This is a genomic window from Pseudomonas sp. HMSC076A11 (genome assembly GCF_001810205.1).
Lineage (GTDB): Bacteria > Pseudomonadota > Gammaproteobacteria > Pseudomonadales > Pseudomonadaceae > Pseudomonas > Pseudomonas aeruginosa.
This window is the reverse complement of record NZ_KV800303.1, coordinates 130,803-152,645: the sequence shown is the minus strand read 5'-3', so window position 1 is coordinate 152,645 and position 21,843 is coordinate 130,803. Positions and strand designations below refer to the sequence as shown.

Here is a 21,843-nt window from a genome sequence, read left to right as displayed (position 1 = left end):
GGAGCGCCAGCGCGCGCTGGCCGCCGAACGCGAGCGTGCGCGCCAGCAGCAGGCCGCCCCCGGACGAGTCACCAGCCCGCCGCGCGAACCTGCGCCGGGCCCGCTGGTCTCAAGCACTGGCGCGGTCTACGGCGGCGCGTTCGGCTCGGCCCGCGGCAAGCTGCCGTGGCCGGTGAATGGCCGCGTCGTGGCGCGCTTCGGCAGCCAGCGCGGCGACGATCCGCGGGCGAAATGGGACGGCGTACTGATTTCGGCGAGCGCCGGCAGCACCGTCCGCGCGGTGCACGGCGGACGCGTGGTATTCGCCGACTGGTTGCGCGGAGCCGGCCTGTTGGTCATCCTCGACCACGGTGGCGGCTACCTCAGCCTTTATGGCCATAATCAAAGCCTGCTGAAAGACGCCGGCGACACCGTGAAGGCCGGAGACCCGATCGCCACCGTTGGAACCAGCGGCGGCCAGAGTAGCCCGGCCGTGTACTTCGCCATTCGCCATCAGGGCCGCCCGGCGGACCCTACTACCTGGTGCCGCGCACAGGGATAGGCGCCGAACTCGTGATTAGGAGCTGAACATGCTGCATTGCTTCCGTCCCACCACCCTGGCGCTGGCCCTGCTGCTCGGCGCGGGCGCGGCCCAGGCTGCCGACGCCCCGGCCGACGCCGCGCCACTGGCCAACGGTAGCAGTGCCCCGCTGCCCCTCGACGAGCTGCGTACCTTCGCCGAGGTTCTCGACCGGGTGAAGGCCGCCTATGTCGAGCCAGTGGACGACAAGACCCTGCTGGAGAACGCCATCAAGGGCATGCTCAGCAACCTCGACCCGCACTCCGCCTACCTCGGCCCGGAGGACTTCGCCGAGCTGCAGGAAAGCACCAGCGGCGAGTTCGGCGGCCTGGGCATCGAGGTCGGCAGCGAAGACGGCTTCATCAAGGTGGTCTCGCCGATCGACGACACCCCCGCGGCCCGCGCCGGCATCCAGCCCGGCGACCTGATCGTGCAGATCGACGGCAAGCCGACCAAGGGCCAGTCGATGACCGAAGCGGTCGACAGCATGCGCGGCAAGGCCGGCTCCCCGATCACCCTGACCATCGTCCGCGATGGCGGCAGACCGTTCGACGTCGAACTCAAGCGCGCCATCATCAAGGTCAAGAGTGTCAAGAGCCAGGTCCTCGAACCCGGCTACGCCTACCTGCGCATCACCCAGTTCCAGGTCAACACCGGCGAGGAAGTGGTCAAGGCGCTGAACCAGCTGCGCAAGGACAACAAGGGCCGTCTCAAGGGCCTGGTCCTGGACCTGCGCAACAACCCCGGCGGCGTGCTGCAGTCCGCCGTCGAGGTAGCCGACGCCTTCCTCACCAAGGGCCTGATCGTCTACACCAAGGGCCGCATCGCCAACTCCGAGCTGCGCTTCAGCGCCGACCCGGCCGATCCCAGCGACAAGGTTCCGCTGGTGGTGCTGATCAACGGTGGCAGCGCCTCGGCGGCGGAAATCGTCGCCGGTGCCCTGCAGGACCAGAAGCGCGCGATCCTGATGGGCACCGACAGCTTCGGCAAGGGCTCGGTGCAGACCGTGCTGCCGCTGAACAACGACCGCGCCCTGAAGCTCACCACCGCGCTCTACTACACCCCCAACGGGCGCTCCATCCAGGCCCAGGGCATCGTTCCGGACATCGAGGTCGGACGCGCCAAGGTGACCCAGGAGCGGAGCAGCTTCGAGGGCTTCAAGGAAGCCGACCTGCAGGGCCACCTGGCCAACGGCAACGGCGGCGCCGACCGCCCCACCGGCAAGCGTGCCGCGCCGAGCGAGCGCCCGCAGGATTCCGACTACCAGCTCAGCCAGGCCCTTAGCCTGCTGAAAGGCCTGAGCGTCACCCGCGGCAACTGATGTCGGCGTTCCGCGTTGCCCTGCTGGGCCTGTGCCTGCTGTTCAACCAGGCCCAGGCCCGCCAGGACCCCGTCCCCTACCAGCGCCCGCCGCTGCTGACCGTGGTCATCGATGACCTCGGGCAGAACCTGGCACGCGACCGCCGGGTTCTCGACCTGCCCCCCGGCGTAACCCTGGCGATCATCCCGGAAACCCCGCATGCCGCCGAACTGGCCCGCGAGGCGCACCAGCGCGGGCGCACGGTGATCCTGCACATGCCGATGGACCCGGCCGGCGGTCCCTACGCCTGGCGGCCGGAGCTGACCCAGGAAGAGCGTGCGCGGCGGCTGGACGCGGCGCTGGCCAAGGTGCCGTTCGTGCAAGGCCTGAACAACCACGAGGGCAGCCGCATGACCGCGGTGCGCCCGGCGATGGCCTGGCTCGCCGAGGAACTCCAGCGTCGCGGCCTGTACCTGGTCGACAGCCGCACCAGCGCCGCCACCGTGGCCGCCAGCGAGGCGCAGCGGATCGGCCTGGCGAGCGTCTCGCGCGATGTGTTCCTCGACAACGAAGCCACACCGGAAGCGGTCTCCGCACAACTGCAGGCCGGCGTCGCCCTGGCCCGCAAGCAGGGTTCGGCGTTGCTCATCGGCCACCCGCACAAGGCCACCCTCGACGTGCTGGCGCGGGAGCTGCCGAAGCTGCGCGCCCAGGGCATCGAGCTGGTACCGCCGCAGATGCTCATCGGCGAGCGCGGCAACCGCAACGTCAACCCACGCCAGGCGCCGCACTGAAGCCGGGTTTACCGGCGTCGCGGCAGCGGTTAAGGTGACGTCCTCGTCATTCCTGCACGGACGCACCGATGGCCCGCCCTTCCCCTCCCATGCCCCTGCTCGCCGCCGCCCTGCTGGTCGCAGGCGCGATTCCCCTCGGTTTCATCTGGATCCTCACCAGCGCCAAGTTCGAGATAGGCGGCGCCAGCCCCGGCGAGAGCACCGTCGGCAAGGTCGAGAACATCGACCAGCGCGCCATGGAGCAATTCTGCACCGGCGTGCGGGCGACGCCCGCCGGCACCTGGCTGGTAGGCCGGCGCGAGGTCGGCCGCGACGAGCAGGCTCTGCCCGAGGGCGTCATCGACCTGGACCTGGTGGCGGCCGCCCAGCCCAGGGAAGAAGAGTCCGAACCCCACCTCTTCAACTTCCTCAACGGCATGCTGCTATCCGGCGGCGATCCGGAAACCACCTATGTCTCGCGCCTGGGCGCGGACGGCGTGTTCCACGAAGTGGCGCGGCTCGGCGAGACCGCCTGCCTGGAAGTCACGCCGGACGGTTCCAGCGTCTTCCTGCTCACCGGCCTGCGGCGCCCGGGCAAGGACAACGGTCAGCGCGAGCAGACAGTGGTGCTGCGCAGCGACGACCAGGGCAAGAGCTGGCGGCGGCTCGAGGAAGGCTTCATGGCCGAGGCGAATCGACTGGGCTGGGCTCTCGCACCGAGCTTCCACGGCAAGGACGAAGTCTGGGTCTGGGGTGATTTCGAATACGGCGGTGCCGATGGCGGCCAGGAACCCGGCCAGCCGAGCGGGCTGTTCTATTCGCCCGACCGCGGCGCCAGTGTCGAGTCGATCGCCACCTCCGCGCCGCTGCTGGTCGACCTCGCCTACGCCCGCGAGTTGGCGCCGAACGGCGTCAGCTGGGGCGACTACAACGGCAAGCACGGGCAGATCAAGGCACACGTCGCCCAACTGGACGCGGAGCGCGCCGCGATCTGGGTAAGCCAGACCTTCCGCTATGGCCCACCCGAGGGGCGCTACCTGACCAGCTCGATATTGGTCACCACCCAGGCCGAACTGCGCCGCGAGGGCGGACGCTGGCAGATGGGCGCGATCCGGCGCACCGACGGCGTGGCCGTCGAGCGCCTGGAACAGAACATGGACGGTCGGGTGATCGCAGTGCTCGACCACCCCGACGAATCGCGCTCGCTGATCGCCGAGCTCGATCGCGACGCGCTCGAATGGAAGATCACCGGCAAGCTGCCCAGCCCGTTCTGGCCCCTGCCGTCCAGTTCCGGGCTGCGCGAGTTCTACATGGGCAGGAATGTGCTGCTGGCCAACACCATGAGCCACTACGAAGTGCCGCTGTGGCTGTATCCCGACGAAGAGCCGGCGAGCGTCTCCGCCAACGCGGTGTACTACTCGGACGACTGGGGCTCATCCTGGCGCCGCCTGGACATCGCCGGCTACCTCGGCGTGCTCGGTTTCGACGAGGCGCACGACCGGGTGTTCTGGGCCCGCGGCAACTGGTACGACAGCCGCGACCTCGGCGTCCAGGCCTACGACCTGGACTGAGCCCCCTCGCCGCGCCGGCGGAGGGGCGCCCGCCAGTCAGAGGTAGTTGGCGACGGCTTCGTCGACGAAGCCTTCCTGGCGCATCTGCTCCAGGGCCTTTTGCAGGCGCTCCACCACCTCGTCCGGAGTGTCCTTGTTCAACGCCAGGTAAAGCTTGGCCTCGTTGAAACGCAGCACCGTCTGCAGGCCGGACACGCCTTCCTGCTTGGCCAGGTAGCGGCCGACCGGATCGGTGGTGGCCCACAGGTCGATCTGCCCGCCGGTAAGCTTCTTCACGTTTTCCTGGTCGCGCAGGGCGTTGATCACCGGGATGCCCTGGGCCTCCAGGTGCTGGCTGACCGCGTCGTTCTTGTAGGCGCCGAGCTTGTAGCGGGCGGCGTCCTTGAGATTCTTCACGGCGATCTTGCTGCCGGCCGGCGCCAGCAACACCCAACTGGTGTCGGCCAGCGGGCCGACCCACTTGAACTGCGGCACCCGCTCGGGGGTGTAGGTCATGGAGAACAGCCCGTAGCCGGGCTTGTCCAGGGTCAACCGGTACAGGCGGTCCCAGGGGAAGCGCAGGCTCAGGGAATAGCCGATGCCGGCGCGCCTGAACATCTCCCGGACGATGTCGGCACTGATGCCGTCGATGCCGTCGTCGCGGGCGAAGTTCTTGTCGTCCACCGCCATGTTGAAGGGCGGGAAGTTCTCGGTCAGCAGCACCACCTTGTAGTCGGCGGGCAATTCGGCACGGGCCGCGGAGGCCCCCAGCAACACCCCCAGGATCAGGGTCTGGATCAGGACTTTCAGCATGGTCACACCGCTCGCTTGGTTATCGTTATTGGCTAGCGGCATCCCTGCGTCAGGACGAAATACCTGGCTCGTCGGCCTTCCATGGCATTGCCGGCGGGGCCGGCAAAGGCGTTTCCCCGCCCGGCCCCCTGTTGGCCGGACGGAGCGAATCAGAGATAGCTGTTGAGGATGTCCTCGACGAAGCCTTCCTTGCGCATGCCGTCCAGGGCTGCCTGGAGCTTCTGCACCACTTCGTCGGGAGTCTCGCGGTTGAGCGCCAGGTACAGCTGGTCGCTGTTGAAGCGCAGCACCGTCTTCAGGCCGGTCACGCCTTCCTGCTTGGCCAGGTAGCGCCCGGCGGGATCGCCGCTGGCCCAGAGGTCGATCTGGCCCTTGACCAGCTTCTGCGCGTTTTCCTGGTCGCGTAGCGCCAGGTCGGCCTCGAAACCGTTCTTGCCGAGGAACTCGGCGATGGCATCGCCCTTGTAGGCGCCGATCCGGTATTTCTTCGCCTCGTCCAGGCTGCCCAGGGTGATCGGGCTGTCGCCCTTGGCCAGCAGCACCCAGTCGTCCGGGCCGATCGGACCAACCCACTTGAACTTGTCCTCGCGCTCGGCCAGGCGGGCGGTGACGAACACCCCGTAGCCGGGCTTCTCCAGCGCCAGCTTGTAGATGCGGTCCCAGGGGAAACGCAGGGTCAGGCTGTACTTGATGCCGGCGCGCTTGAACATCTCGCGGACGATATCCACGGCGATGCCGTCGATGTTGTCTTCCTGGGCGAAGTTCTTGCCGTTGATCGCCATGTTGTACGGCGGGAAGTTCTCCGTGAGCAGGACCATGCTGTAGTCGGGATCGGTTTCGGCGCGCGCGCCGCCGACCAGCAGCAGGGTTGCGAGCAGCGCGAAGAGCAGGCTTCTTTGCATTGTTGTCATCCTGTCAGGGGCCTGGAGCGAGGCAGAATAACCAGCGCCGCGCCGCCAGGCCAGCCTTTTGCCAGCATCGCCGGCGAGGCGTCAGTAGCGCTCGCGGATCTGCTTCAACAAGCCTTCGCTGCGCAGCGCGTCGACCGCCGTTTGCAACTTCTGCACCAGCTCGTCCGGGGTGTCCTTGTTCAGCGCCAGGAACAGCTCGGCGGTATGGAAACGCTGGACCACCTTCACCTCCTTGAGGCCCTCGCGCTGGGCGACGTAGCGCCCGCTCGGATCGGCGGTGACCCAGAGATCGATCTGCCCACTGGCCAGCTTGTCGACGTTCTCGTTGTCGCGCAGCGCCAGTTGCACCTGCAGGCCGCGGTCGACCAGGTGCTGGCTGATGGCGTCGTTCTTGTAGCCGCCGATCCGGTAGCGCGCGGCGTCTTCCAGGCTGTTCAGGTGGATGCTGCTGTCGCCGCGGGCCATCAGTACCCAGTCGTTGACCGCCAGCGGGCCGACCCACTTGAACTTGTCCTCGCGCTCCGGCGTACGGGCGGTGGAAAACACGCCATAGCCGGGCTCGCTCAGCGCCTGCTGGTAGACCCGGTCCCAGGGGAAGCGCAGGATCAGCTGGCACTCGATCTGCGCGCGCTCGCAGGCGGCGCGCACGGTATCGGTGCTGATGCCGCTGATGCCATCGTCCTTGGCGTAGTTGCCGCCGTTCACCGCCATGTTGAACGGCACCAGGTTCTCGGTCAGCAGGACCAGGGTTTCGGCGCGCGCCAGGGCGCTAGCGCATAGCAGGGCCAGGCTGCCGACGCAGCCGAGAGCCAGACGGAAGATGGACATGGAGGACTCCCTGTCGGTCGCAATGTTTGTCGTTATGGCAGGGCATCGGCGCTCTAGCGGCACCTGATGCGGGGGGCGTGACTGTACCTGAAAGAAAGCCGCGCGAGTGTCGACTCGCGCTCAGGAATGGCTAGCCGATCACCGGCCCTGTGCGCTGCGGCGCAACGCGCCTCAGCGCACCACGATACCGCGGCTGGCCAGGTAGGCCTTGGCTTCCGGCACGGTGTACTCGCCGAAGTGGAAGATGCTCGCCGCGAGCACCGCGTCGGCCTTGCCCTCGAGGATGCCGGCGGCCAGGTGCTCCAGGTTGCCGACGCCGCCGGAAGCGATCACCGGCACGTTCACCGCCTCGCTGATGGCGCGGGTCACGCCCAGGTCGTAACCGCTCTTCACGCCGTCCTGGTCCATGCTGGTCAGGAGAATCTCGCCAGCGCCCAGGTCTTCCATCTTCTTCGCCCAGAGCACGGCATCCAGCCCGGTGGGCTTGCGCCCGCCATGGGTGAAGATTTCCCAGCGCGGCGCCTCGCCCGGGGCGGAAACCTTCTTCGCGTCGATGGCGACCACGATGCACTGCGAGCCGAAGCGGTCGGCGGCCTCACCGACGAACTCGGGGTTGAACACCGCGGCGGTGTTGATCGAGACCTTGTCCGCGCCGGCATTCAACAGGTTGCGGATGTCCTGCACGCTGCGTACGCCGCCGCCCACGGTCAGCGGAATGAACACCTGGCTAGCCATGCGCTCGACGGTATGCAGGGTGGTGTCGCGCCCGTCGACGCTGGCGGTGATATCGAGGAAGGTGATCTCGTCGGCACCCTGCTCGTCGTAGCGGCGAGCGATCTCGACCGGGTCGCCGGCGTCGCGGATGTTCTCGAACTTGACGCCCTTGACCACTCGGCCGTTGTCCACGTCGAGGCAGGGGATGATGCGTTTTGCCAGTGCCATGCGGTTCGCCTCAGGCCTTGAAGTTGTCGCACAGCGCCTGGGCTTCGGCCACGTCCAGGGTGCCTTCGTAGATCGCCCGGCCGGTGATGGCGCCGATGATCCCCGGGGTGCGGGCGTCCAGCAGCTTCTGGATGTCGCCGAGATTGTGGATGCCGCCGGAGGCGATCACCGGGATCCGCGTGGCATTGGCCAGCGCGGCGGTAGCCTCGACGTTGCAGCCCTGCATCATGCCGTCCTTGGAAATATCCGTGTAGACGATGGCGGACACCCCGTCGGCCTCGAAGCGACGAGCCAGGTCGATCACCTGGACTTCGCTGACCTCGGCCCAGCCGTCGGTGGCGACGAAACCGTCCTTGGCATCCAGGCCGACGATGACCTTGCCCGGGAAGGCGCGGCAGGCCTCGCCGACGAACTCAGGCTGCTTGACCGCCTTGGTGCCGATGATGACGTAGCTGACGCCGGCGCGAACGTAATGCTCGATGGTTTCCAGCGAGCGGATGCCGCCGCCGATCTGTATCGGCAGGTCCGGGTAGCGACGGGCGATGGCGGTGACCACCTCGCCGTTGACCGGCTTGCCTTCGAAAGCGCCGTTCAGGTCCACCAGGTGCAGGCGGCGGCAACCGCCATCGACCCATTTGGCGGCCATCGCCACCGGATCGTCGGAGAAGACCGTGGCGTCTTCCATCAGGCCCTGGCGCAGACGCACGCAGGCGCCGTCTTTCAAGTCGATCGCGGGAATGATCAGCATCGGTGAACCCTGTTCAAGTCTGTATTCGGTGGACAGGCGCGCGGAAACTCAACTCTTTTCCAGCGCCCAGACATCGCTCTCGATGCTTTCGAACCGTTCCTTCAGGTACGACTGCACGTCGAGGATGGCCTTGTTGTAGAAGTACGGGGCGAACTCGCGGGCGAAGAAATCGAGCAGTTCCTCGGCTTCGAAGGAACCCAGCTCCAGTTCGAAGCGGTCCTCCATGAAGCGCTTGATCGCCAGTACCGCGTCCTGGGTCTGCGCGGCGTCCAGCTGGAGGATCGGCGTCTTGCTCTTCGCCCTGGCCATGGCCTACCAGCGCCCGTCCCAGGCCACGAAGTTCTGCAGCAGTTGCAGGCCGTGGGTATGGCTCTTTTCCGGGTGGAACTGCACGGCGAAACGCGAGCCTTCGGCCAGCGCGGCGGCGAAATCGACGCCGTAGTGCCCGTGCCCCACCACCTGGCGCGGGTTACCGGCCTCGATGTAATAGCTGTGCACGAAGTAGAAGCGCGCCTGGTCGGGAATCTCGTGCCACAACGGGTGCTCCACCGCCTGGCTCACCTGGTTCCAGCCCATGTGCGGCACCTTCAGGTGCTCGCCGGCTTCGTGCAGGTCCTTGCCGAAGAAGCGCACCTGGCCGGGGAACAGACCGATGCAATCGACCCCGTCGTTCTCCTCGCTGCGCTCCAGCAATGCCTGCATGCCGACGCAGATGCCGAGGAACGGGCGGTCCTGGCTGACCTCGCGGACCAGGGCGTCGAAGCCCAGGCGGCGGATCTCGGCCATGCAGTCGCGGATCGCGCCAACCCCGGGGAACACCACCCGGTCGGCCTCGCGGATCACCGCCGCGTCGCTGCTAACCAGCACCCGGCCGGCACCGACGTGCTCAAGGGCCTTGGCCACCGAGTGCAGATTGCCCATGCCGTAGTCGATCACGGCTACCGTCTGCATCACAGGCACCCTTTGGTCGACGGCATCTGCCCGACCATCCGCTCGTCCAGCTCGATGGCCATGCGCAGCGCGCGGCCGAAGGCCTTGAACACGGTCTCGATCTGGTGATGGGTGTTGTGCCCGCGCAGGTTGTCGATGTGCAGGGTCACCTGGGCGTGGTTGACGAAGCCCTGGAAGAATTCCATGAACAGGTCGACGTCGAAGCCGCCGACGCTGGCACGGGTAAAGGGAACGTGCATCTGCAGGCCGGGCCGCCCGGAGAAGTCGATGACCACCCGCGACAGCGCCTCGTCGAGGGGCACGTAGGCGTGGCCGTAGCGGCGGATGCCCTTCTTGTCGCCGATGGCCTTGGCGAAGGCCTGGCCGAGGGTGATGCCGATGTCCTCGACGGTGTGGTGATCGTCGATATGCAGGTCGCCCTTGCACTCGATGTCCAGGTCGATCAGGCCGTGGCGGGCGATCTGGTCCATCATGTGGTCAAGGAAGGGAACCCCGGTATCGAACCGGGCCTTGCCGGTCCCATCCAGGTCGATGGAGACCTTGATCTGGGTCTCCAGGGTGTCGCGCGCGACGGATGCCTTGCGTTCGGCCATCACCAGCTCCACAGCTAACACTGCACGTAATTATAAGAGGGCCAGCATTATAGGCAGGCCCGGGCTGGCGCTGCCAGCCGCGACCGTCGGCGCGAATCGCCCCACGGGCGGCGGGCCAGGCCTTACACTGCGCTCCTTTCATCCCGCCGCGGAGAGCCGCATGCCCGTGATCGTCGAAACCCTCGCCCAACCCAGCGCCCAGGATCGCCTGGACCTGGCGAAGATCTACGCCGACGCGCCGGACTGGCTGTTCGCCCCGCATGCCGACGGCGCGGCGCTGGTCGCGGCCGGGCTGGCCGCCGGCGAGCTGATCGCCGGGCGCTTCAACGACCGCCTGCTGGGTGCCGCCCTGCTGCGGCGCGGCGACGACGCCTGGCAGCTGTCGCACCTTTGCGTGCGCGGCATCACCCGCGGCCGCGGGGTCGGCCGACGCCTCCTCGACGAGGCCCGGCGCCTGGCTGCCGAAGCCGGCAAGCCGCTGCGCCTGGTCGCCCCGGACGGGCACCTGGAGGCCCGTGCCCTCGCGGCACGCCACGGGCTGCCGCTGGACAGCCTCTGATATGCTCGGTGGCGGTCCCCGCCACGGAGCTTCGCCATGTCCTTTTCCTCCGCCGAACGCGCCGCCCTGCTTGCCCTCAAGGGGGTCGGCCCGACCGTGCTGCAACGCCTGGAGCAGATGGGCCTTGACAGCTTCGTCCGGCTGCGCGACTGCGACGCCGCGAGTATCCTCGCCCAGGGCGCGGCCCTGACCGGCTCCAGTTGCTGGAAGAACAGCCCGCAGGCGCGGGCAGCGATCGTCGCCGTGCTGCAGCGCGCAGCCAGCGACGCATGAACGACGTCGACGTACTGGTAGTCGGCGCCGGCGCCCTCGGCCTGGCCTGCGCTGCGCGCCTGGCCGAAGCCGGCCACGGCGTACTGGTGGCGGAGCGCGAACGGCTGGTCGGTAGCCACACCTCCAGTCGCAATTCCGAAGTGATCCACGCCGGCCTCTACTACCCGCCCGGCTCGCTCAAGGCCGATCTCTGCCTGGAAGGCCGCGAACGCCTGTACGCCTGGTGCGCCCGCCACGGCGTCGGCCACCGGCGCATCGGCAAGCTGCTGGTGGCGGTGGAAGAAAACGAGCGCGAGAAGCTCCAGGCCCTGGCGGCCAACGCACGCGCCTGCGGGGTCGACGACCTGATGCCGCTGGACGGCACCACGCTGCGCGCGCTGGAGCCCCAGGTCCGCGGGGTCGCCGCCCTGCTCTCGCCGAGCACGGGAATCATCGACAGCCACGCCTACCTGCAATCGCTGCAGGCCGTCGCCGAACGCCACGGCGCACAACTGGCGCTGGACACCCGGGTCGACCGCCTGGAGCGCCACGCCGGCGGCTGGCGCGCCGAAGGACAGAGCGTCGGCGAAGCGTTCCGGTTGCGCGCGGGCTGGGTGGTCAATGCCGGCGGCCTGTTCGCCCAGGCGCTGGCGCAACGCACCGAAGGCCTCGATCCGCGCCTGGTGCCGGCGCTGCACCTGTGCCAGGGGCGCTATTTCTCCTACAGCGGCCGCTCGCCGTTCCGCCACCTGGTCTACCCGATGCCCGAGGCGCGCACCGCCGGGCTCGGCATCCACGCCACCCTCGACCTCGGCGGCCAGTTGCGCTTCGGTCCCGACGTGAATTACGTGGACAACCTCGACTACCGCGTCGACGAATCCCTCCGCCCCGCCTTCGCCCAGGCCATCTCGCGCTACTTCCCCGGCATCGATCCTCGGCGCCTGGCCGCCGGCTACGCCGGCATCCGGCCCAAGCTCGGCGGGCCGGGGGAACCCGCCGCCGACTTCATCATCCAAACCCCTGCCGAACACGGCCTGCCCGGCCTGGTCAACCTGTTCGGCATCGAGTCGCCCGGCCTCACCGCCAGCCTGGCGCTCGCCGAACGGGTCGCCCGCGCACTCTGAGACGAGGTTTCGCCGCGCGCAGGGTCGGCCTGGCAAAACGGCGTTGTTATACTCGCCCGCACATTCACCGCTGCCAGCACAAAGGATTCGTCCATGAAAGCATTCGGCAAGGTCCTGGGGCTGTTCTTCCTGGGACTCTTACTGCTCGTCGTGGCCCTGGGCTTCGCCCTGACCCACCTGTTCGATCCCAATGACTACAAGGACGAAATCCGCCAGATCGCCCGCGACAAGGCCAACCTGGAGCTGGACCTGAAGGGCGACATCGGCTGGAGCCTGTTCCCCTGGCTGGGCCTGGAGCTGCACGACACCAGCATCGCCAGCGCCGCCACGCCGACCAAGCCGTTCGCCGACCTGCAGATGCTCGGCCTGTCGGTGCGGGTCCTGCCGCTGCTGCGCAAGGACGTGCAGATGAGCGCGATCCGCGTCGAAGGCCTGAGCCTGGACCTGGTCCGCGACAAGCAGGGCAAGGGCAACTGGGAAAACATCGGCAAGCCGGCCCAGCCCCAGGCCCCGGCCGCTCCTTCCGAGCCCCCGCCGGCAGCGGACGGCAAGGGCGCCCAGGCGCAGGCACCGGAGCAGGCGCCGCAGAACGACAGCCCGCGCACCCCGATCAAGCTCGACATCGACAGCCTCAATGTCAACAACGCCCGCGTCACCTACACCGACGAAGCCAGCGGCAAGCAGTACAACGTCGAGGGCATCGAGCTGAGCACCGGCGCCATTCGCGAAGGCAGCAGCATTCCGCTGAAGCTCAACGCCTACCTCGGCACCAACCAGCCGGTGGTACGGGTCAAGACCGAGCTGACCGGCAACCTGCGCTTCGACACCGCGCTCAGGCGCTACCAACTGGAAGACGCCAGGCTCTCCGGCGAAGCCTCGGGCGAGCCGCTGCAAGGCAAGACCGCCACCTTCTCCGCCCAGGGCCAGTTGCTGCTCGACCAGTCGGCGCAGATCGCCGAGTGGAACGGCCTGAAGCTGAGCGTCAACCAGTTGCGCGCCCTCGGCGAACTGAAGGCCCGCGAGCTGGACAAGGACACCAAGTTCAGCGGCGGCCTGTCGATCGCGCCGATGAACCTGCGCGAGTTCCTCGCCGGCATCGGTGTGACCCTGCCGGCCATGGCCGATGCCAACACCCTCGGCAAGTTCGAGCTGAACACCCGCCTGGCCGGCAGCCGCAACAGCCTGAATCTCGAAGACCTCAAGCTGGGTCTGGACGACACTGCCTTCAGCGGCCGCTTCGGCATCGCCGATTTCGCCAGGCAATCGCTGCGCGCCCAGCTCAAGGGCGACAAGCTCGACCTCGACCGCTACTTGCCGGCCAAGGCCAAGCAAGCCCAGGATGCCGCCAGCGCCACGCGCAAGGCGGAAGTCGACGCCACCGTGGCCAGTGCCGCCCAGGGCAACACGCCGCTACCGGAAAAACCGACCAGGCAGGCCTGGAGCGACGCGCCGCTGCTGCCCATCGCGACCCTGCGCAAGCTCGACCTGGACGTGGCGCTGAACTTCGGCCGGCTGACCGTCGAGAAGCTGCCGATCGACGACGCCAGCCTGAAGCTGCGCGGCCAGGGCGGCGTGATCAGCCTCGACGACATGCGCGGCGGGCTGTACAACGGCCGCTTCAACGCCAAGGCCAACCTCGATGTACGCCAGGACAGCGCCGTGCTGACCGCCACCAAGCACATCGCCAACGTGCCGGTGGAGCGCCTGCTCGAAGCCCAGGGCAAGAAACCGCCGGTGAAGGGGCTGCTCGACCTCGACGCCGACATCCGCACCAGCGGCAACAGCGAGAAATCCTGGATCGACCATCTCAACGGCAACGCACGCTTCAGCCTGATCAACGGCGTGCTGCCCGACGCCAACCTGGAGCAACAGCTCTGCCAGGGCATCGCTACCCTCAACCGCAAGGCCCTTGCCGGTACTCACGGCGGCAAGGACACGCCTTTCCGCGAGCTCAAGGGCAGCCTGAACTTCACCAACGGCGTGGCCAGCAACCCTGACCTGAAAGTGGCCATTCCCGGCCTGGCGGTCAGCGGCCACGGCGATATCGACCTGCGCGTGCTGGGCATGGACTATCGCATCGGCGTGGAGATCCAGGGCGACAAGAGCGACATGCCGGACCCGGCCTGCCAGGTCAACCAGCGCTACGCCGGCATCGAATGGCCGCTGCTCTGCCGCGGCCCGCTGGAACTCGGCGCCAAGGCCTGCCGCCTGGACAAGGAAGGCATGGGCAAGGTCGCCGCGAAACTGGCCGGCAATCGCCTCAACGAAAAACTCGAAGAGAAGCTCGGCGACAAGGTCAGTCCGGAGCTGAAAGACGCACTCAAAGGGCTGTTCAACCGCAAATGACACCTGAAGGCTTCAACGGCGCGGTCCTCGACTGGTACGACCGTCACGGTCGCAAGGATCTGCCCTGGCAGCAGGGCATCACCCCCTACCGGGTGTGGGTCTCGGAAATCATGCTGCAGCAGACCCAGGTCAGCACCGTGCTCGGTTACTTCGACCGTTTCATGGCAGCGTTGCCCGACGTCGAGGCACTGGCCGCGGCGGCCGAGGACGAAGTCCTGCACCTGTGGACCGGGCTCGGCTACTACAGCCGTGCGCGCAACCTGCACAAGACCGCGCAGATCGTGGTCGAGCGGCATGCGGGGGAGTTCCCCCGCGACGTCGAGCAACTCGCCGAACTGCCCGGCATCGGCCGCTCCACCGCTGGAGCCATCGCCAGCCTGTCGATGGGCCTGCGCGCACCGATCCTCGACGGCAACGTCAAGCGCGTACTGGCGCGCTACCTGGCGCAGGACGGCTATCCCGGCGAACCGAAGGTGGCCAGGGCGCTGTGGGAAGCCGCCGAACGCTTCACCCCGCACGCACGGGTCAACCACTACACCCAGGCGATGATGGACCTCGGCGCCACCCTCTGCACGCGCAGCAAGCCCAGTTGCCTGCTTTGCCCGCTGGTCTCCGGCTGCCGCGCGCACCTGCTCGGCCGCGAAGCCGATTATCCGCAGCCCAAGCCGCGCAAGGCGTTGCCGCAGAAGCGCACGCTGATGCCGATCCTGGCCAACCGCGACGGCGCCATACTGCTCTACCGGCGGCCTTCCAGCGGACTCTGGGGCGGGCTCTGGAGCCTCCCCGAACTGGACGACCTCGACGGCCTCGAACCGCTCGCCGCGCGCCATTCCCTGGCCCTCGGCGAGCGCCGCGAACTGAGCGGCCTGACCCATACCTTCAGTCATTTCCAGCTCGCCATCGAGCCCTGGCTGGTGGCGGTGGAAGGCGCTCCGCGCGCCGTGGCCGAGGGCGACTGGCTCTGGTATAACCTCGCCACCCCGCCGCGCCTGGGCCTCGCCGCTCCGGTGAAGAAGCTGCTCAAGCGCGCAGAACAGGAACTCGGACGCGGCACGACCGCGTGAATGCCGGGCCCGCGGGTCCGGCGGCAACTGCAGGAGAACGACCATGAGCCGCACCGTGATGTGCCGCAAGTACCACGAAGAGCTGCCCGGCCTCGACCGCCCGCCGTATCCTGGCGCGAAGGGCGAGGACATCTACAACAACGTGTCGCGCAAGGCCTGGGACGAGTGGCAGAAGCACCAGACCATGCTGATCAACGAGCGTCGCCTGAACATGATGAACGCCGAGGACCGCAAGTTCCTCCAGCAGGAGATGGACAAGTTCCTCTCCGGCGAGGACTACGCCAAGGCCGACGGCTACGTGCCGCCATCCGCCTGACCCCCACCCCGCCCGACGGAGGCCGCCATGACCCCATCCCTCTCTGGCCTGCCTCCGATCCGCACCGCGCTGATCGGCTACGGCTTCGCCGGCAAGACCTTCCACGCCCCGCTGATCCGCGCGGTACCGGCGTTGTGCCTGGAGCACGTGGTCTCCCGCGACCCTGGGCGGGTGCACGCCGACCTGCCCGAAGCCCGGGTCAGCGCCGATCCGGATGAGGCCATCGAGGCCGCCGACATCGACCTGGTGGTCATCGCCTCGCCCAATGCCACCCACGCCAGCCTCGCCGAACGGGCCTTGCGCGCCGGCAAGCACGTGGTGGTGGACAAGCCGTTCACCGTCACCCTGGCCGAAGCCCGGCGCCTCGCCGACCTCGCCCGTGAACGGCCTGGGCAGGTCCTCTCGGTGTTCCAGAACCGGCGCTTCGACAGCGACTTCCTCGCCGTGGAGGCCGCCCTGCAGGCCGGCAGCATCGGCCCGGTGCGCTACTTCGAGTCGGCCATCGAGCGCTTCCGTCCGCAGGTCCGCGACCGCTGGCGCGAACACGACCTGCCCGGCTCCGGGCTGTGGTTCGACCTCGGCCCGCACCTGCTCGACCAGGCACTGTGCCTGTTCGGCGTACCGCAGCGTGTGCACGGACACCTGCGCCGGCTGCGCGAGGGGGCGCAGACCGACGACTGGTTCGAGGTCCTGCTCGATTATCCGCACTGCCAGGTAGCGCTGCGCGCCAGCATGCTCGCCGCCAATCCGGCGCCACGCTTCAATGTGCACGGCGACCACGGCAGCCTGCTCAAGGCCGGCGCCGACATCCAGGAAGCGCAACTGCTCCAGGGACTGCACCCCGGTTCCGCCGGCTGGGGCCGCGATCCCGACCTGCTGCAGCACATCGATGGCCAGGGCCTGCGCCAGTCGCTGGTCACCCCGGCAGGCGACCAGAGCCGCTACTACCAGGCGCTGGCCGCCGCCATCCGCGGCCAGTCGCGCAACCCGGTGTCGGCGCAACAGGCCTGCGCGCTGATGGCCCTGCTGGAGTTGGCACGACGCTCCGCCGAGGAAGGCCGGAGCCTGCCGGTGGAGCTGCGCGACGAGGAACGCCAGGCCTGGAACTGAGGCCCGGCAGTCCGGCGGAAACCGCGAGGGGATCGTAAGGCGTTAAAAAACAAAAAAAATTTCTTCGCCGGTGTTGACACTGCCGCGCTAAACCCGTTTAATTGCGCCCCGTTGCCCAGGTAGCTCAGTTGGTAGAGCAGGGGATTGAAAATCCCCGTGTCGGCGGTTCGATTCCGTCCCTGGGCACCATGAATACGACGAAAAGGCTCACCTCCGGGTGGGCCTTTTTGCTTTCCGCCGTTCGCCTAGACGTGCTGCCCGCCGTTGACGTGGATTTCCGCGCCATTCACGTAGGATGCGCCGCTGGTGCAGAGGAAGTAGATCAGCGAAGCGATCTCCTCCGGCCGGCCGAGGCGGTGCAGCGGGATGCTGCGCTCGACGATCTCCTCGGTGCCCGGCGACAGGATCGAGGTGTCGATCTCCCCCGGCGCGATGGCGTTCACCCGCACCCCATGCGGGCCGAAGTCGTGGGCCATCTCGCGGGTCAGCGCGGACAACGCCGCCTTGGAAGTGGCGTAGGCCACCCCGGCGAACGGATGCACCTTCGAGCCGGCGATGGAGGTCACGTTGATCACCGTTCCCTGCGCCGCCTTCAGCTCGGCGAACAGTCCGCGCGCCAGCAGCGCGGTGGAGAACAGGTTGACGTTGAACACCCGCAGCCAGGTGGCGTAGTCGGTTTCCAGCACACCGAGGCGCTCGCCGCCTTCGCCCTTGGGCGAGATGCCGGCATTGTCCACCAGCGCGTGGAGCCGGCCGTCGCCAAGCTTCTCGCGGATCAGCTCCAGGCTGGCCTCGACGCCGGGAATGTCCTCCAGGTCCAGATGGATGTGGTTTTCCTCGCCGTCCGCCCAGGGACATTCGCTGGCCCAGCTCTGCCGCGACGCGGTGAACACCCGCCAACCCGCGGCATTGAAGTACTTCACCGTGGCATGCCCGATACCGCGGCTCGCCCCGGTCAGCAACAGGGTCTTTCTCTCCGCCATACGCCCTCCGTGAAGGCCTGCTGGAATGAACGCGACTCGCACAGCCTACAAGGAATGACGAATCGCCGCGGCGGATCTTTCGCCCATCCCGGCGAACGGCCGAGCGTGAGCCAGGCAGTGCCGATAGACTAGGCGGACCTTGTCCGGACCCCCGATCGATGCTGAAGAAAAGCTTCAACTCCCTGCTCACCACCTGGCTCGCCGGCCTGCTGGTGATGCTGCCGCTGGTACTCACCCTAGCCTTGCTGGCCTGGGTGGTCAGCTTGCTGAACCGCTTCGTCGGTCCATCCAGCCTGATCGGTCGCGGCTTCGCCGCCATTGGCCAGCCGCTCGCCGGCGATTCGCCACTGGCCTACCTGCTCGGTACCGCGCTACTGCTGGTAGCCATCTACCTGCTTGGCCTCGGCGTACAGCTAGGCCTGAAGCGGCCGCTGGCCAACCTGTTCGACCTGACCCTGCGGCGCACCCCGCTGATCGGCAACCTGTACAACCTGGCCGACCGTTTCGTCGGCCTGCTGGACAAGAAACAGGACGCCGACATCGCCGCGATGAGTCCGGTGTGGTGTTTCTTCGGCGGCGACGGCGCCGCCGTGCTGGCGCTGATGCCCAACCCCGAAGCGGTGGAACTGGACGGCCGCGCGCACTACGCGATCCTGGTGCCGACCGCGCCGATCCCGGTGGGCGGCGGCCTGCTCTACGTTCCGGTGGAATGGGTGAAACCGGCACAGATCGGCATGGACACCTTCACCAGCATCTATGTGTCGATGGGCATCACCCCACCGCCGCCGCTGGCCGCCGCCAAGGTGCTGGCGGAGCCGCGCGCGGAGCAGCCGCCGGCGGCTCCATAGGCGGTCCCGCATGCCCGGGAACGGGGCGCGCACCGACCTCCAGGCTCTGCTTCAGGTCAGGGTTCGCCAGGAGTTTTCTTCGAAAGCCGACAGTTTTGTTCCTACGCGACAGCGCACTGCAGCGATGCGACAAGATGCCGCCAACCCCGCTCCAGAGGCACGCCGCCTGCTTGGCTCCGGTTGAAGCGCTGTGCTAGCTTGCCTTCGCCAGGAAGGCCCTTCCAATCCGAATAACAAGAGGAAAATCCATGGCCGAGGCCACCCCCGCACTGGAAATCCGTAACCTGCACAAGCGCTACGGCGACCTCGAAGTGCTCAAGGGCATCTCCCTCACCGCCCGCGACGGCGACGTGATCTCCATCCTCGGATCGTCCGGCTCGGGCAAATCCACCTTCCTGCGCTGCATCAACCTGCTGGAGAACCCGCACCAGGGCCAGATCCTGGTCTCCGGCGAAGAGCTGCGCCTGAAGAAGAGCAAGAACGGCGACCTGGTCGCCGCCGACAGCCAGCAGATCAACCGGCTGCGCAGCGAACTCGGTTTCGTCTTCCAGAATTTCAACCTGTGGCCGCACATGAGCATCCTCGACAACGTGATCGAGGCGCCACGTCGCGTACTGGGCAAGAGCAAGGCCGAAGCGATCGAGATCGCCGAGGGCCTGCTGGCCAAGGTCGGCATCGCCGACAAGCGCCACAGCTATCCCGCGCAACTTTCCGGCGGCCAGCAGCAACGCGCGGCCATCGCCCGGACCCTGGCCATGCAACCCAAGGTGATCCTGTTCGACGAGCCCACCTCGGCGCTCGACCCGGAAATGGTACAGGAAGTGCTTAACGTGATCCGTGCGCTCGCCGAAGAGGGCCGGACCATGCTGCTGGTCACCCACGAAATGAGCTTCGCCCGCCAGGTTTCCAGCGAGGTGGTATTCCTCCACCAGGGCCTGGTAGAAGAGCAGGGAACGCCGCAACAGGTTTTCGAAAACCCCCAGTCGGCGCGCTGCAAACAGTTCATGTCCAGCCACCGCTAACGGAGCAACACCGCATGAAGAACTATAAGAAGATCCTGCTGGCCGCCGCTGCAACCCTGGCCTTCGCCCTCGACGCCAGCGCCGCCGACAAGCTGCGCATCGGCACCGAAGGCGCCTACCCGCCCTTCAACGGCATCGATGCCAGCGGCCAGGCGGTCGGCTTCGACCTCGACATCGGCAAGGCGCTGTGCGCCAAGATGAAGACCGAGTGCGAGGTGGTGACCTCCGACTGGGACGGCATCATCCCGGCGTTGAACGCCAAGAAGTTCGACTTCATCGTCGCGTCCATGTCGATCACCGACGAGCGCAAGCAGGCAGTCGACTTCACCGATCCCTACTACACCAACAAGCTGCAGTTCGTCGCGCCGAAGAGCGTCGACTTCAAGACCGACAAGGACTCCCTGAAGGGCAAGGTGATCGGCGCCCAGCGCGCCACCATCGCCGGCACCTGGCTGGAAGACAACATGGCCGACGTGGTCACCATCAAGCTCTACGACACCCAGGAGAACGCCTACCTCGACCTCTCCTCGGGGCGCCTGGACGGCGTGCTGGCCGACAAGTTCGTGCAGTACGACTGGCTGAAGAGCGACGCCGGCAAGGAGTTCGAGTTCAAGGGCGAACCGGTGTTCGACAACGACAAGATCGGTATCGCCGTGCGCAAGGGCGACCCGCTGCGCGAGAAGCTCAACGCCGCGCTGAAGGAAATCGTCGCCGACGGTACCTACAAGAAGATCAACGACAAGTACTTCCCCTTCAGCATCTATTGATGCCAAGCCAGGCCACCGCCGGGCGCGTCCCGGCGGTGGCCGCCTTCAGGCCTGACTTCTCATGATTCTCGACCTGCATGGGTTCGGCGAGCAACTGCTCGCCGGTACCTGGATGACCCTCAAGCTGTCGCTGGCGGCGGTCTGCGTGGGGCTGTTGCTCGGCCTCCTCGGCGCCATCGCGAAGACGTCGAAGTACGCGGCCCTGCGTTTCCTCGGCGGCACCTACACCACCATCGTCCGTGGCGTGCCGGAAACGCTCTGGGTACTGATGATCTATTTCGGCACGGTGAGCGGCCTGAACGCCCTCGGCGACCTTTTCGGCAAGCCGGACCTGGCGCTCTCGCCGTTCGCCGCCGGCACCCTGGCCCTCGGCCTGTGCTTCGGCGCCTACGCCACCGAGGTGTTCCGCGGCGCGCTGTTGTCCATTCCGCGCGGCCATCGCGAGGCCGGCCAGGCGCTCGGCCTGTCGCCCGGACGGATATTCTGGCGCATCGTCCTGCCACAGATCTGGCGGGTCGCCCTGCCCGGCCTCGGCAACCTGTACCTGATCCTGCTGAAGGACACCGCGCTGGTGTCGCTGATCACCCTCGACGAGATCATGCGCAAGGCGCAGGTCGCCTCCAACGCGACCAAGGAACCCTTCACCTTCTACATGACCGCGGCCGCCATCTACCTGAGCCTCACGGTCGTCATCATGGTCGCCCTGCACTTCCTCGAACGTCGCGCCGGCCGTGGTTTCGTGAGGAACGAGCTATGAGCGAGTGGGAGCTGATCCTCAAGTGGATGCCGAAGATGCTCCAGGGCGCGGCGCTGACCCTGGAGCTGCTGGCGATCGCGGTGGTCGCCGGGCTCGCCCTGGCCCTGCCGCTGGGCATCGCCCGCGCCTCGCGGCACTGGTACGTGCGCGCGGTGCCGTACGCCTACATCTTCTTCTTCCGCGGCACGCCGCTGCTGCTGCAACTGTTCATCGTCTACTACGGCCTGGCGCAGTTCGAGGAAGTGCGCAAGAGCGCCTTCTGGCCCTACCTGCGCGATCCGTACTGGTGCGCGCTGCTGACCATGACCCTGCACACCGCCGCCTATATCGCCGAGATCCTCCGCGGCGCGATCCACTCGGTGCCGGTCGGCGAGGTGGAGGCCGCCCGCGCCCTCGGCATGTCGCGGCGCCAGGCGCTCTGGCACATCATCCTGCCGCGCGCGGTGCGCATCGGCCTGCCGGCCTACAGCAACGAAGTGATCCTGATGCTCAAGGCCAGCGCGGTGGTCTACACCGTGACCCTGTTCGACATCATGGGCATGGCCCGGACCATCATCGCCCGCACCTACGAATCGATGCTGTTCTTCTGCCTGGCCGGCGCGCTGTACCTGGTGATCACCATCGTGCTGACGCGGATCTTCCGCCTGATCGAACGCTGGTTGCGGGTCGACGCCACCCAGGGCCGCTGAGCGGGCGCTTTCCGATGCCTGCGGGGCGGCTATAATCG

The 21,843-nt window shown here is 67.5% G+C and carries 25 protein-coding genes and 1 tRNA gene; 17 read left to right on the top strand and 9 right to left on the bottom strand.

Translation table 11 applies throughout. The annotated features are described in order from the left end of the window. From HMPREF2716_RS14445 to HMPREF2716_RS14430, 4 genes are all read left to right on the top strand, one after another. Positions 1–541 (top strand): murein hydrolase activator EnvC family protein (locus tag HMPREF2716_RS14445; RefSeq protein ID WP_031628739.1); only part of this gene is annotated, 541 nt, incomplete at its 5' end. Positions 542–569: 28 nt separating this feature from the next. Beyond that, positions 570–1,880 (top strand): proteolytic complex protein CptA, encoded by a 1,311-nt coding sequence (gene cptA, locus HMPREF2716_RS14440; RefSeq protein WP_003096067.1) that lies wholly within the window; start codon positions 570–572, stop codon positions 1,878–1,880. After that, positions 1,880–2,653 carry a divergent polysaccharide deacetylase family protein gene (locus tag HMPREF2716_RS14435; protein ID WP_003096069.1) on the top strand — a complete coding sequence of 258 codons (774 nt, stop codon included), beginning with the start codon at positions 1,880–1,882 and terminating at the stop codon, positions 2,651–2,653. The genes cptA and HMPREF2716_RS14435 overlap by 1 nt, the downstream gene beginning before the upstream one ends. A gap of 68 nt (positions 2,654–2,721) precedes the next feature. Further along, positions 2,722–4,203: a hypothetical protein gene (locus HMPREF2716_RS14430; protein ID WP_003146476.1), complete on the top strand. Its 1,482-nt coding sequence runs from the start codon at positions 2,722–2,724 to the stop codon at positions 4,201–4,203. A gap of 36 nt (positions 4,204–4,239) precedes the next feature. Here the strand turns inward: HMPREF2716_RS14430 and HMPREF2716_RS14425 are convergent, their stop codons facing one another. The 8 genes from HMPREF2716_RS14425 to hisB form a co-directional block, all read right to left on the bottom strand. Beyond that, entirely contained in the window at positions 4,240–4,995 is a 756-nt protein-coding gene (locus HMPREF2716_RS14425) for a substrate-binding periplasmic protein (RefSeq protein WP_003096075.1), read from the bottom strand. A gap of 149 nt (positions 4,996–5,144) precedes the next feature. Further along, positions 5,145–5,897 (bottom strand): substrate-binding periplasmic protein, encoded by a 753-nt coding sequence (locus HMPREF2716_RS14420; RefSeq protein WP_003106330.1) that lies wholly within the window; start codon positions 5,895–5,897, stop codon positions 5,145–5,147. 90 nt (positions 5,898–5,987) lie between these two features. Next, positions 5,988–6,734, bottom strand: coding sequence for a substrate-binding periplasmic protein (locus HMPREF2716_RS14415; protein ID WP_003106332.1), 747 nt, complete (start codon positions 6,732–6,734; stop codon positions 5,988–5,990). Between the two features lie 171 nt (positions 6,735–6,905). After that, complete coding sequence (gene hisF / locus HMPREF2716_RS14410; protein ID WP_003106334.1) at positions 6,906–7,676, bottom strand: imidazole glycerol phosphate synthase subunit HisF; 771 nt, start codon at positions 7,674–7,676, stop codon at positions 6,906–6,908. A 10-nt stretch (positions 7,677–7,686) separates the two neighbouring features. Further along, the gene (hisA, locus tag HMPREF2716_RS14405; protein ID WP_003106336.1) at positions 7,687–8,424 is read right to left on the bottom strand and encodes a 1-(5-phosphoribosyl)-5-[(5-phosphoribosylamino)methylideneamino]imidazole-4-carboxamide isomerase; all 738 of its coding nucleotides are present in this window, start codon (positions 8,422–8,424) and stop codon (positions 7,687–7,689) included. 48 nt (positions 8,425–8,472) lie between these two features. Further along, positions 8,473–8,733, bottom strand: coding sequence for a DUF2164 domain-containing protein (locus tag HMPREF2716_RS14400; protein WP_003096084.1), 261 nt, complete (start codon positions 8,731–8,733; stop codon positions 8,473–8,475). Between the two features lie 3 nt (positions 8,734–8,736). Further along, complete coding sequence (hisH, locus tag HMPREF2716_RS14395) at positions 8,737–9,375, bottom strand: imidazole glycerol phosphate synthase subunit HisH (protein ID WP_003096087.1); 639 nt, start codon at positions 9,373–9,375, stop codon at positions 8,737–8,739. Next, positions 9,375–9,968, bottom strand: coding sequence for an imidazoleglycerol-phosphate dehydratase HisB (gene hisB, locus HMPREF2716_RS14390; RefSeq protein WP_023518173.1), 594 nt, complete (start codon positions 9,966–9,968; stop codon positions 9,375–9,377). The genes hisH and hisB overlap by 1 nt, the downstream gene beginning before the upstream one ends. A gap of 160 nt (positions 9,969–10,128) precedes the next feature. On the opposite strand from hisB, the gene HMPREF2716_RS14385 reads away from it, so the two are divergent. From HMPREF2716_RS14385 to HMPREF2716_RS14350, 8 genes are all read left to right on the top strand, one after another. Continuing rightward, complete coding sequence (locus tag HMPREF2716_RS14385) at positions 10,129–10,527, top strand: acetyl-CoA sensor PanZ family protein (RefSeq protein ID WP_003112623.1); 399 nt, start codon at positions 10,129–10,131, stop codon at positions 10,525–10,527. Positions 10,528–10,563: 36 nt separating this feature from the next. Further along, on the top strand, positions 10,564–10,800 hold the full coding sequence (locus HMPREF2716_RS14380; RefSeq protein WP_003112622.1) for a hypothetical protein: 237 nt from the start codon (positions 10,564–10,566) through the stop codon (positions 10,798–10,800). Continuing rightward, on the top strand, positions 10,797–11,903 hold the full coding sequence (locus HMPREF2716_RS14375; RefSeq protein WP_003146479.1) for an NAD(P)/FAD-dependent oxidoreductase: 1,107 nt from the start codon (positions 10,797–10,799) through the stop codon (positions 11,901–11,903). Before HMPREF2716_RS14380 ends, HMPREF2716_RS14375 begins: the two co-directional genes overlap by 4 nt. A 93-nt stretch (positions 11,904–11,996) precedes the next feature. Beyond that, positions 11,997–14,249 (top strand): AsmA family protein, encoded by a 2,253-nt coding sequence (locus HMPREF2716_RS14370; RefSeq protein WP_023518174.1) that lies wholly within the window; start codon positions 11,997–11,999, stop codon positions 14,247–14,249. Continuing rightward, positions 14,246–15,313 carry an A/G-specific adenine glycosylase gene (gene mutY / locus HMPREF2716_RS14365; RefSeq protein ID WP_003096098.1) on the top strand — a complete coding sequence of 356 codons (1,068 nt, stop codon included), beginning with the start codon at positions 14,246–14,248 and terminating at the stop codon, positions 15,311–15,313. Before HMPREF2716_RS14370 ends, mutY begins: the two co-directional genes overlap by 4 nt. 43 nt (positions 15,314–15,356) lie before the next feature. Further along, complete coding sequence (locus HMPREF2716_RS14360; RefSeq protein WP_003096100.1) at positions 15,357–15,629, top strand: oxidative damage protection protein; 273 nt, start codon at positions 15,357–15,359, stop codon at positions 15,627–15,629. A 27-nt stretch (positions 15,630–15,656) separates the two neighbouring features. Further along, positions 15,657–16,739, top strand: coding sequence for an oxidoreductase (locus tag HMPREF2716_RS14355; protein WP_003123651.1), 1,083 nt, complete (start codon positions 15,657–15,659; stop codon positions 16,737–16,739). Positions 16,740–16,852: 113 nt separating this feature from the next. Beyond that, positions 16,853–16,928 (top strand) — tRNA-Phe (locus HMPREF2716_RS14350). Positions 16,929–16,984: 56 nt separating this feature from the next. Here the strand turns inward: HMPREF2716_RS14350 and HMPREF2716_RS14345 are convergent. Next, entirely contained in the window at positions 16,985–17,722 is a 738-nt protein-coding gene (locus HMPREF2716_RS14345) for an SDR family NAD(P)-dependent oxidoreductase (RefSeq protein WP_003096148.1), read from the bottom strand. Positions 17,723–17,880: 158 nt separating this feature from the next. Between HMPREF2716_RS14345 and HMPREF2716_RS14340 the strand changes: the two genes are divergently transcribed. From HMPREF2716_RS14340 to HMPREF2716_RS14320, 5 genes are all read left to right on the top strand, one after another. After that, entirely contained in the window at positions 17,881–18,570 is a 690-nt protein-coding gene (locus HMPREF2716_RS14340) for a DUF502 domain-containing protein (protein WP_003105540.1), read from the top strand. 248 nt (positions 18,571–18,818) lie between these two features. Then, positions 18,819–19,592 (top strand): ABC transporter ATP-binding protein, encoded by a 774-nt coding sequence (locus HMPREF2716_RS14335; RefSeq protein WP_003096153.1) that lies wholly within the window; start codon positions 18,819–18,821, stop codon positions 19,590–19,592. 14 nt (positions 19,593–19,606) lie between these two features. After that, positions 19,607–20,359, top strand: a complete 753-nt coding sequence (locus HMPREF2716_RS14330; RefSeq protein WP_003096156.1) for an ABC transporter substrate-binding protein — start codon at positions 19,607–19,609, stop codon at positions 20,357–20,359. Between the two features lie 61 nt (positions 20,360–20,420). Continuing rightward, entirely contained in the window at positions 20,421–21,116 is a 696-nt protein-coding gene (locus HMPREF2716_RS14325; RefSeq protein WP_003105543.1) for an ABC transporter permease, read from the top strand. Further along, complete coding sequence (locus HMPREF2716_RS14320; RefSeq protein WP_003096163.1) at positions 21,113–21,805, top strand: ABC transporter permease; 693 nt, start codon at positions 21,113–21,115, stop codon at positions 21,803–21,805. The genes HMPREF2716_RS14325 and HMPREF2716_RS14320 overlap by 4 nt, the downstream gene beginning before the upstream one ends. Positions 21,806–21,843: the final 38 nt, after the last annotated feature.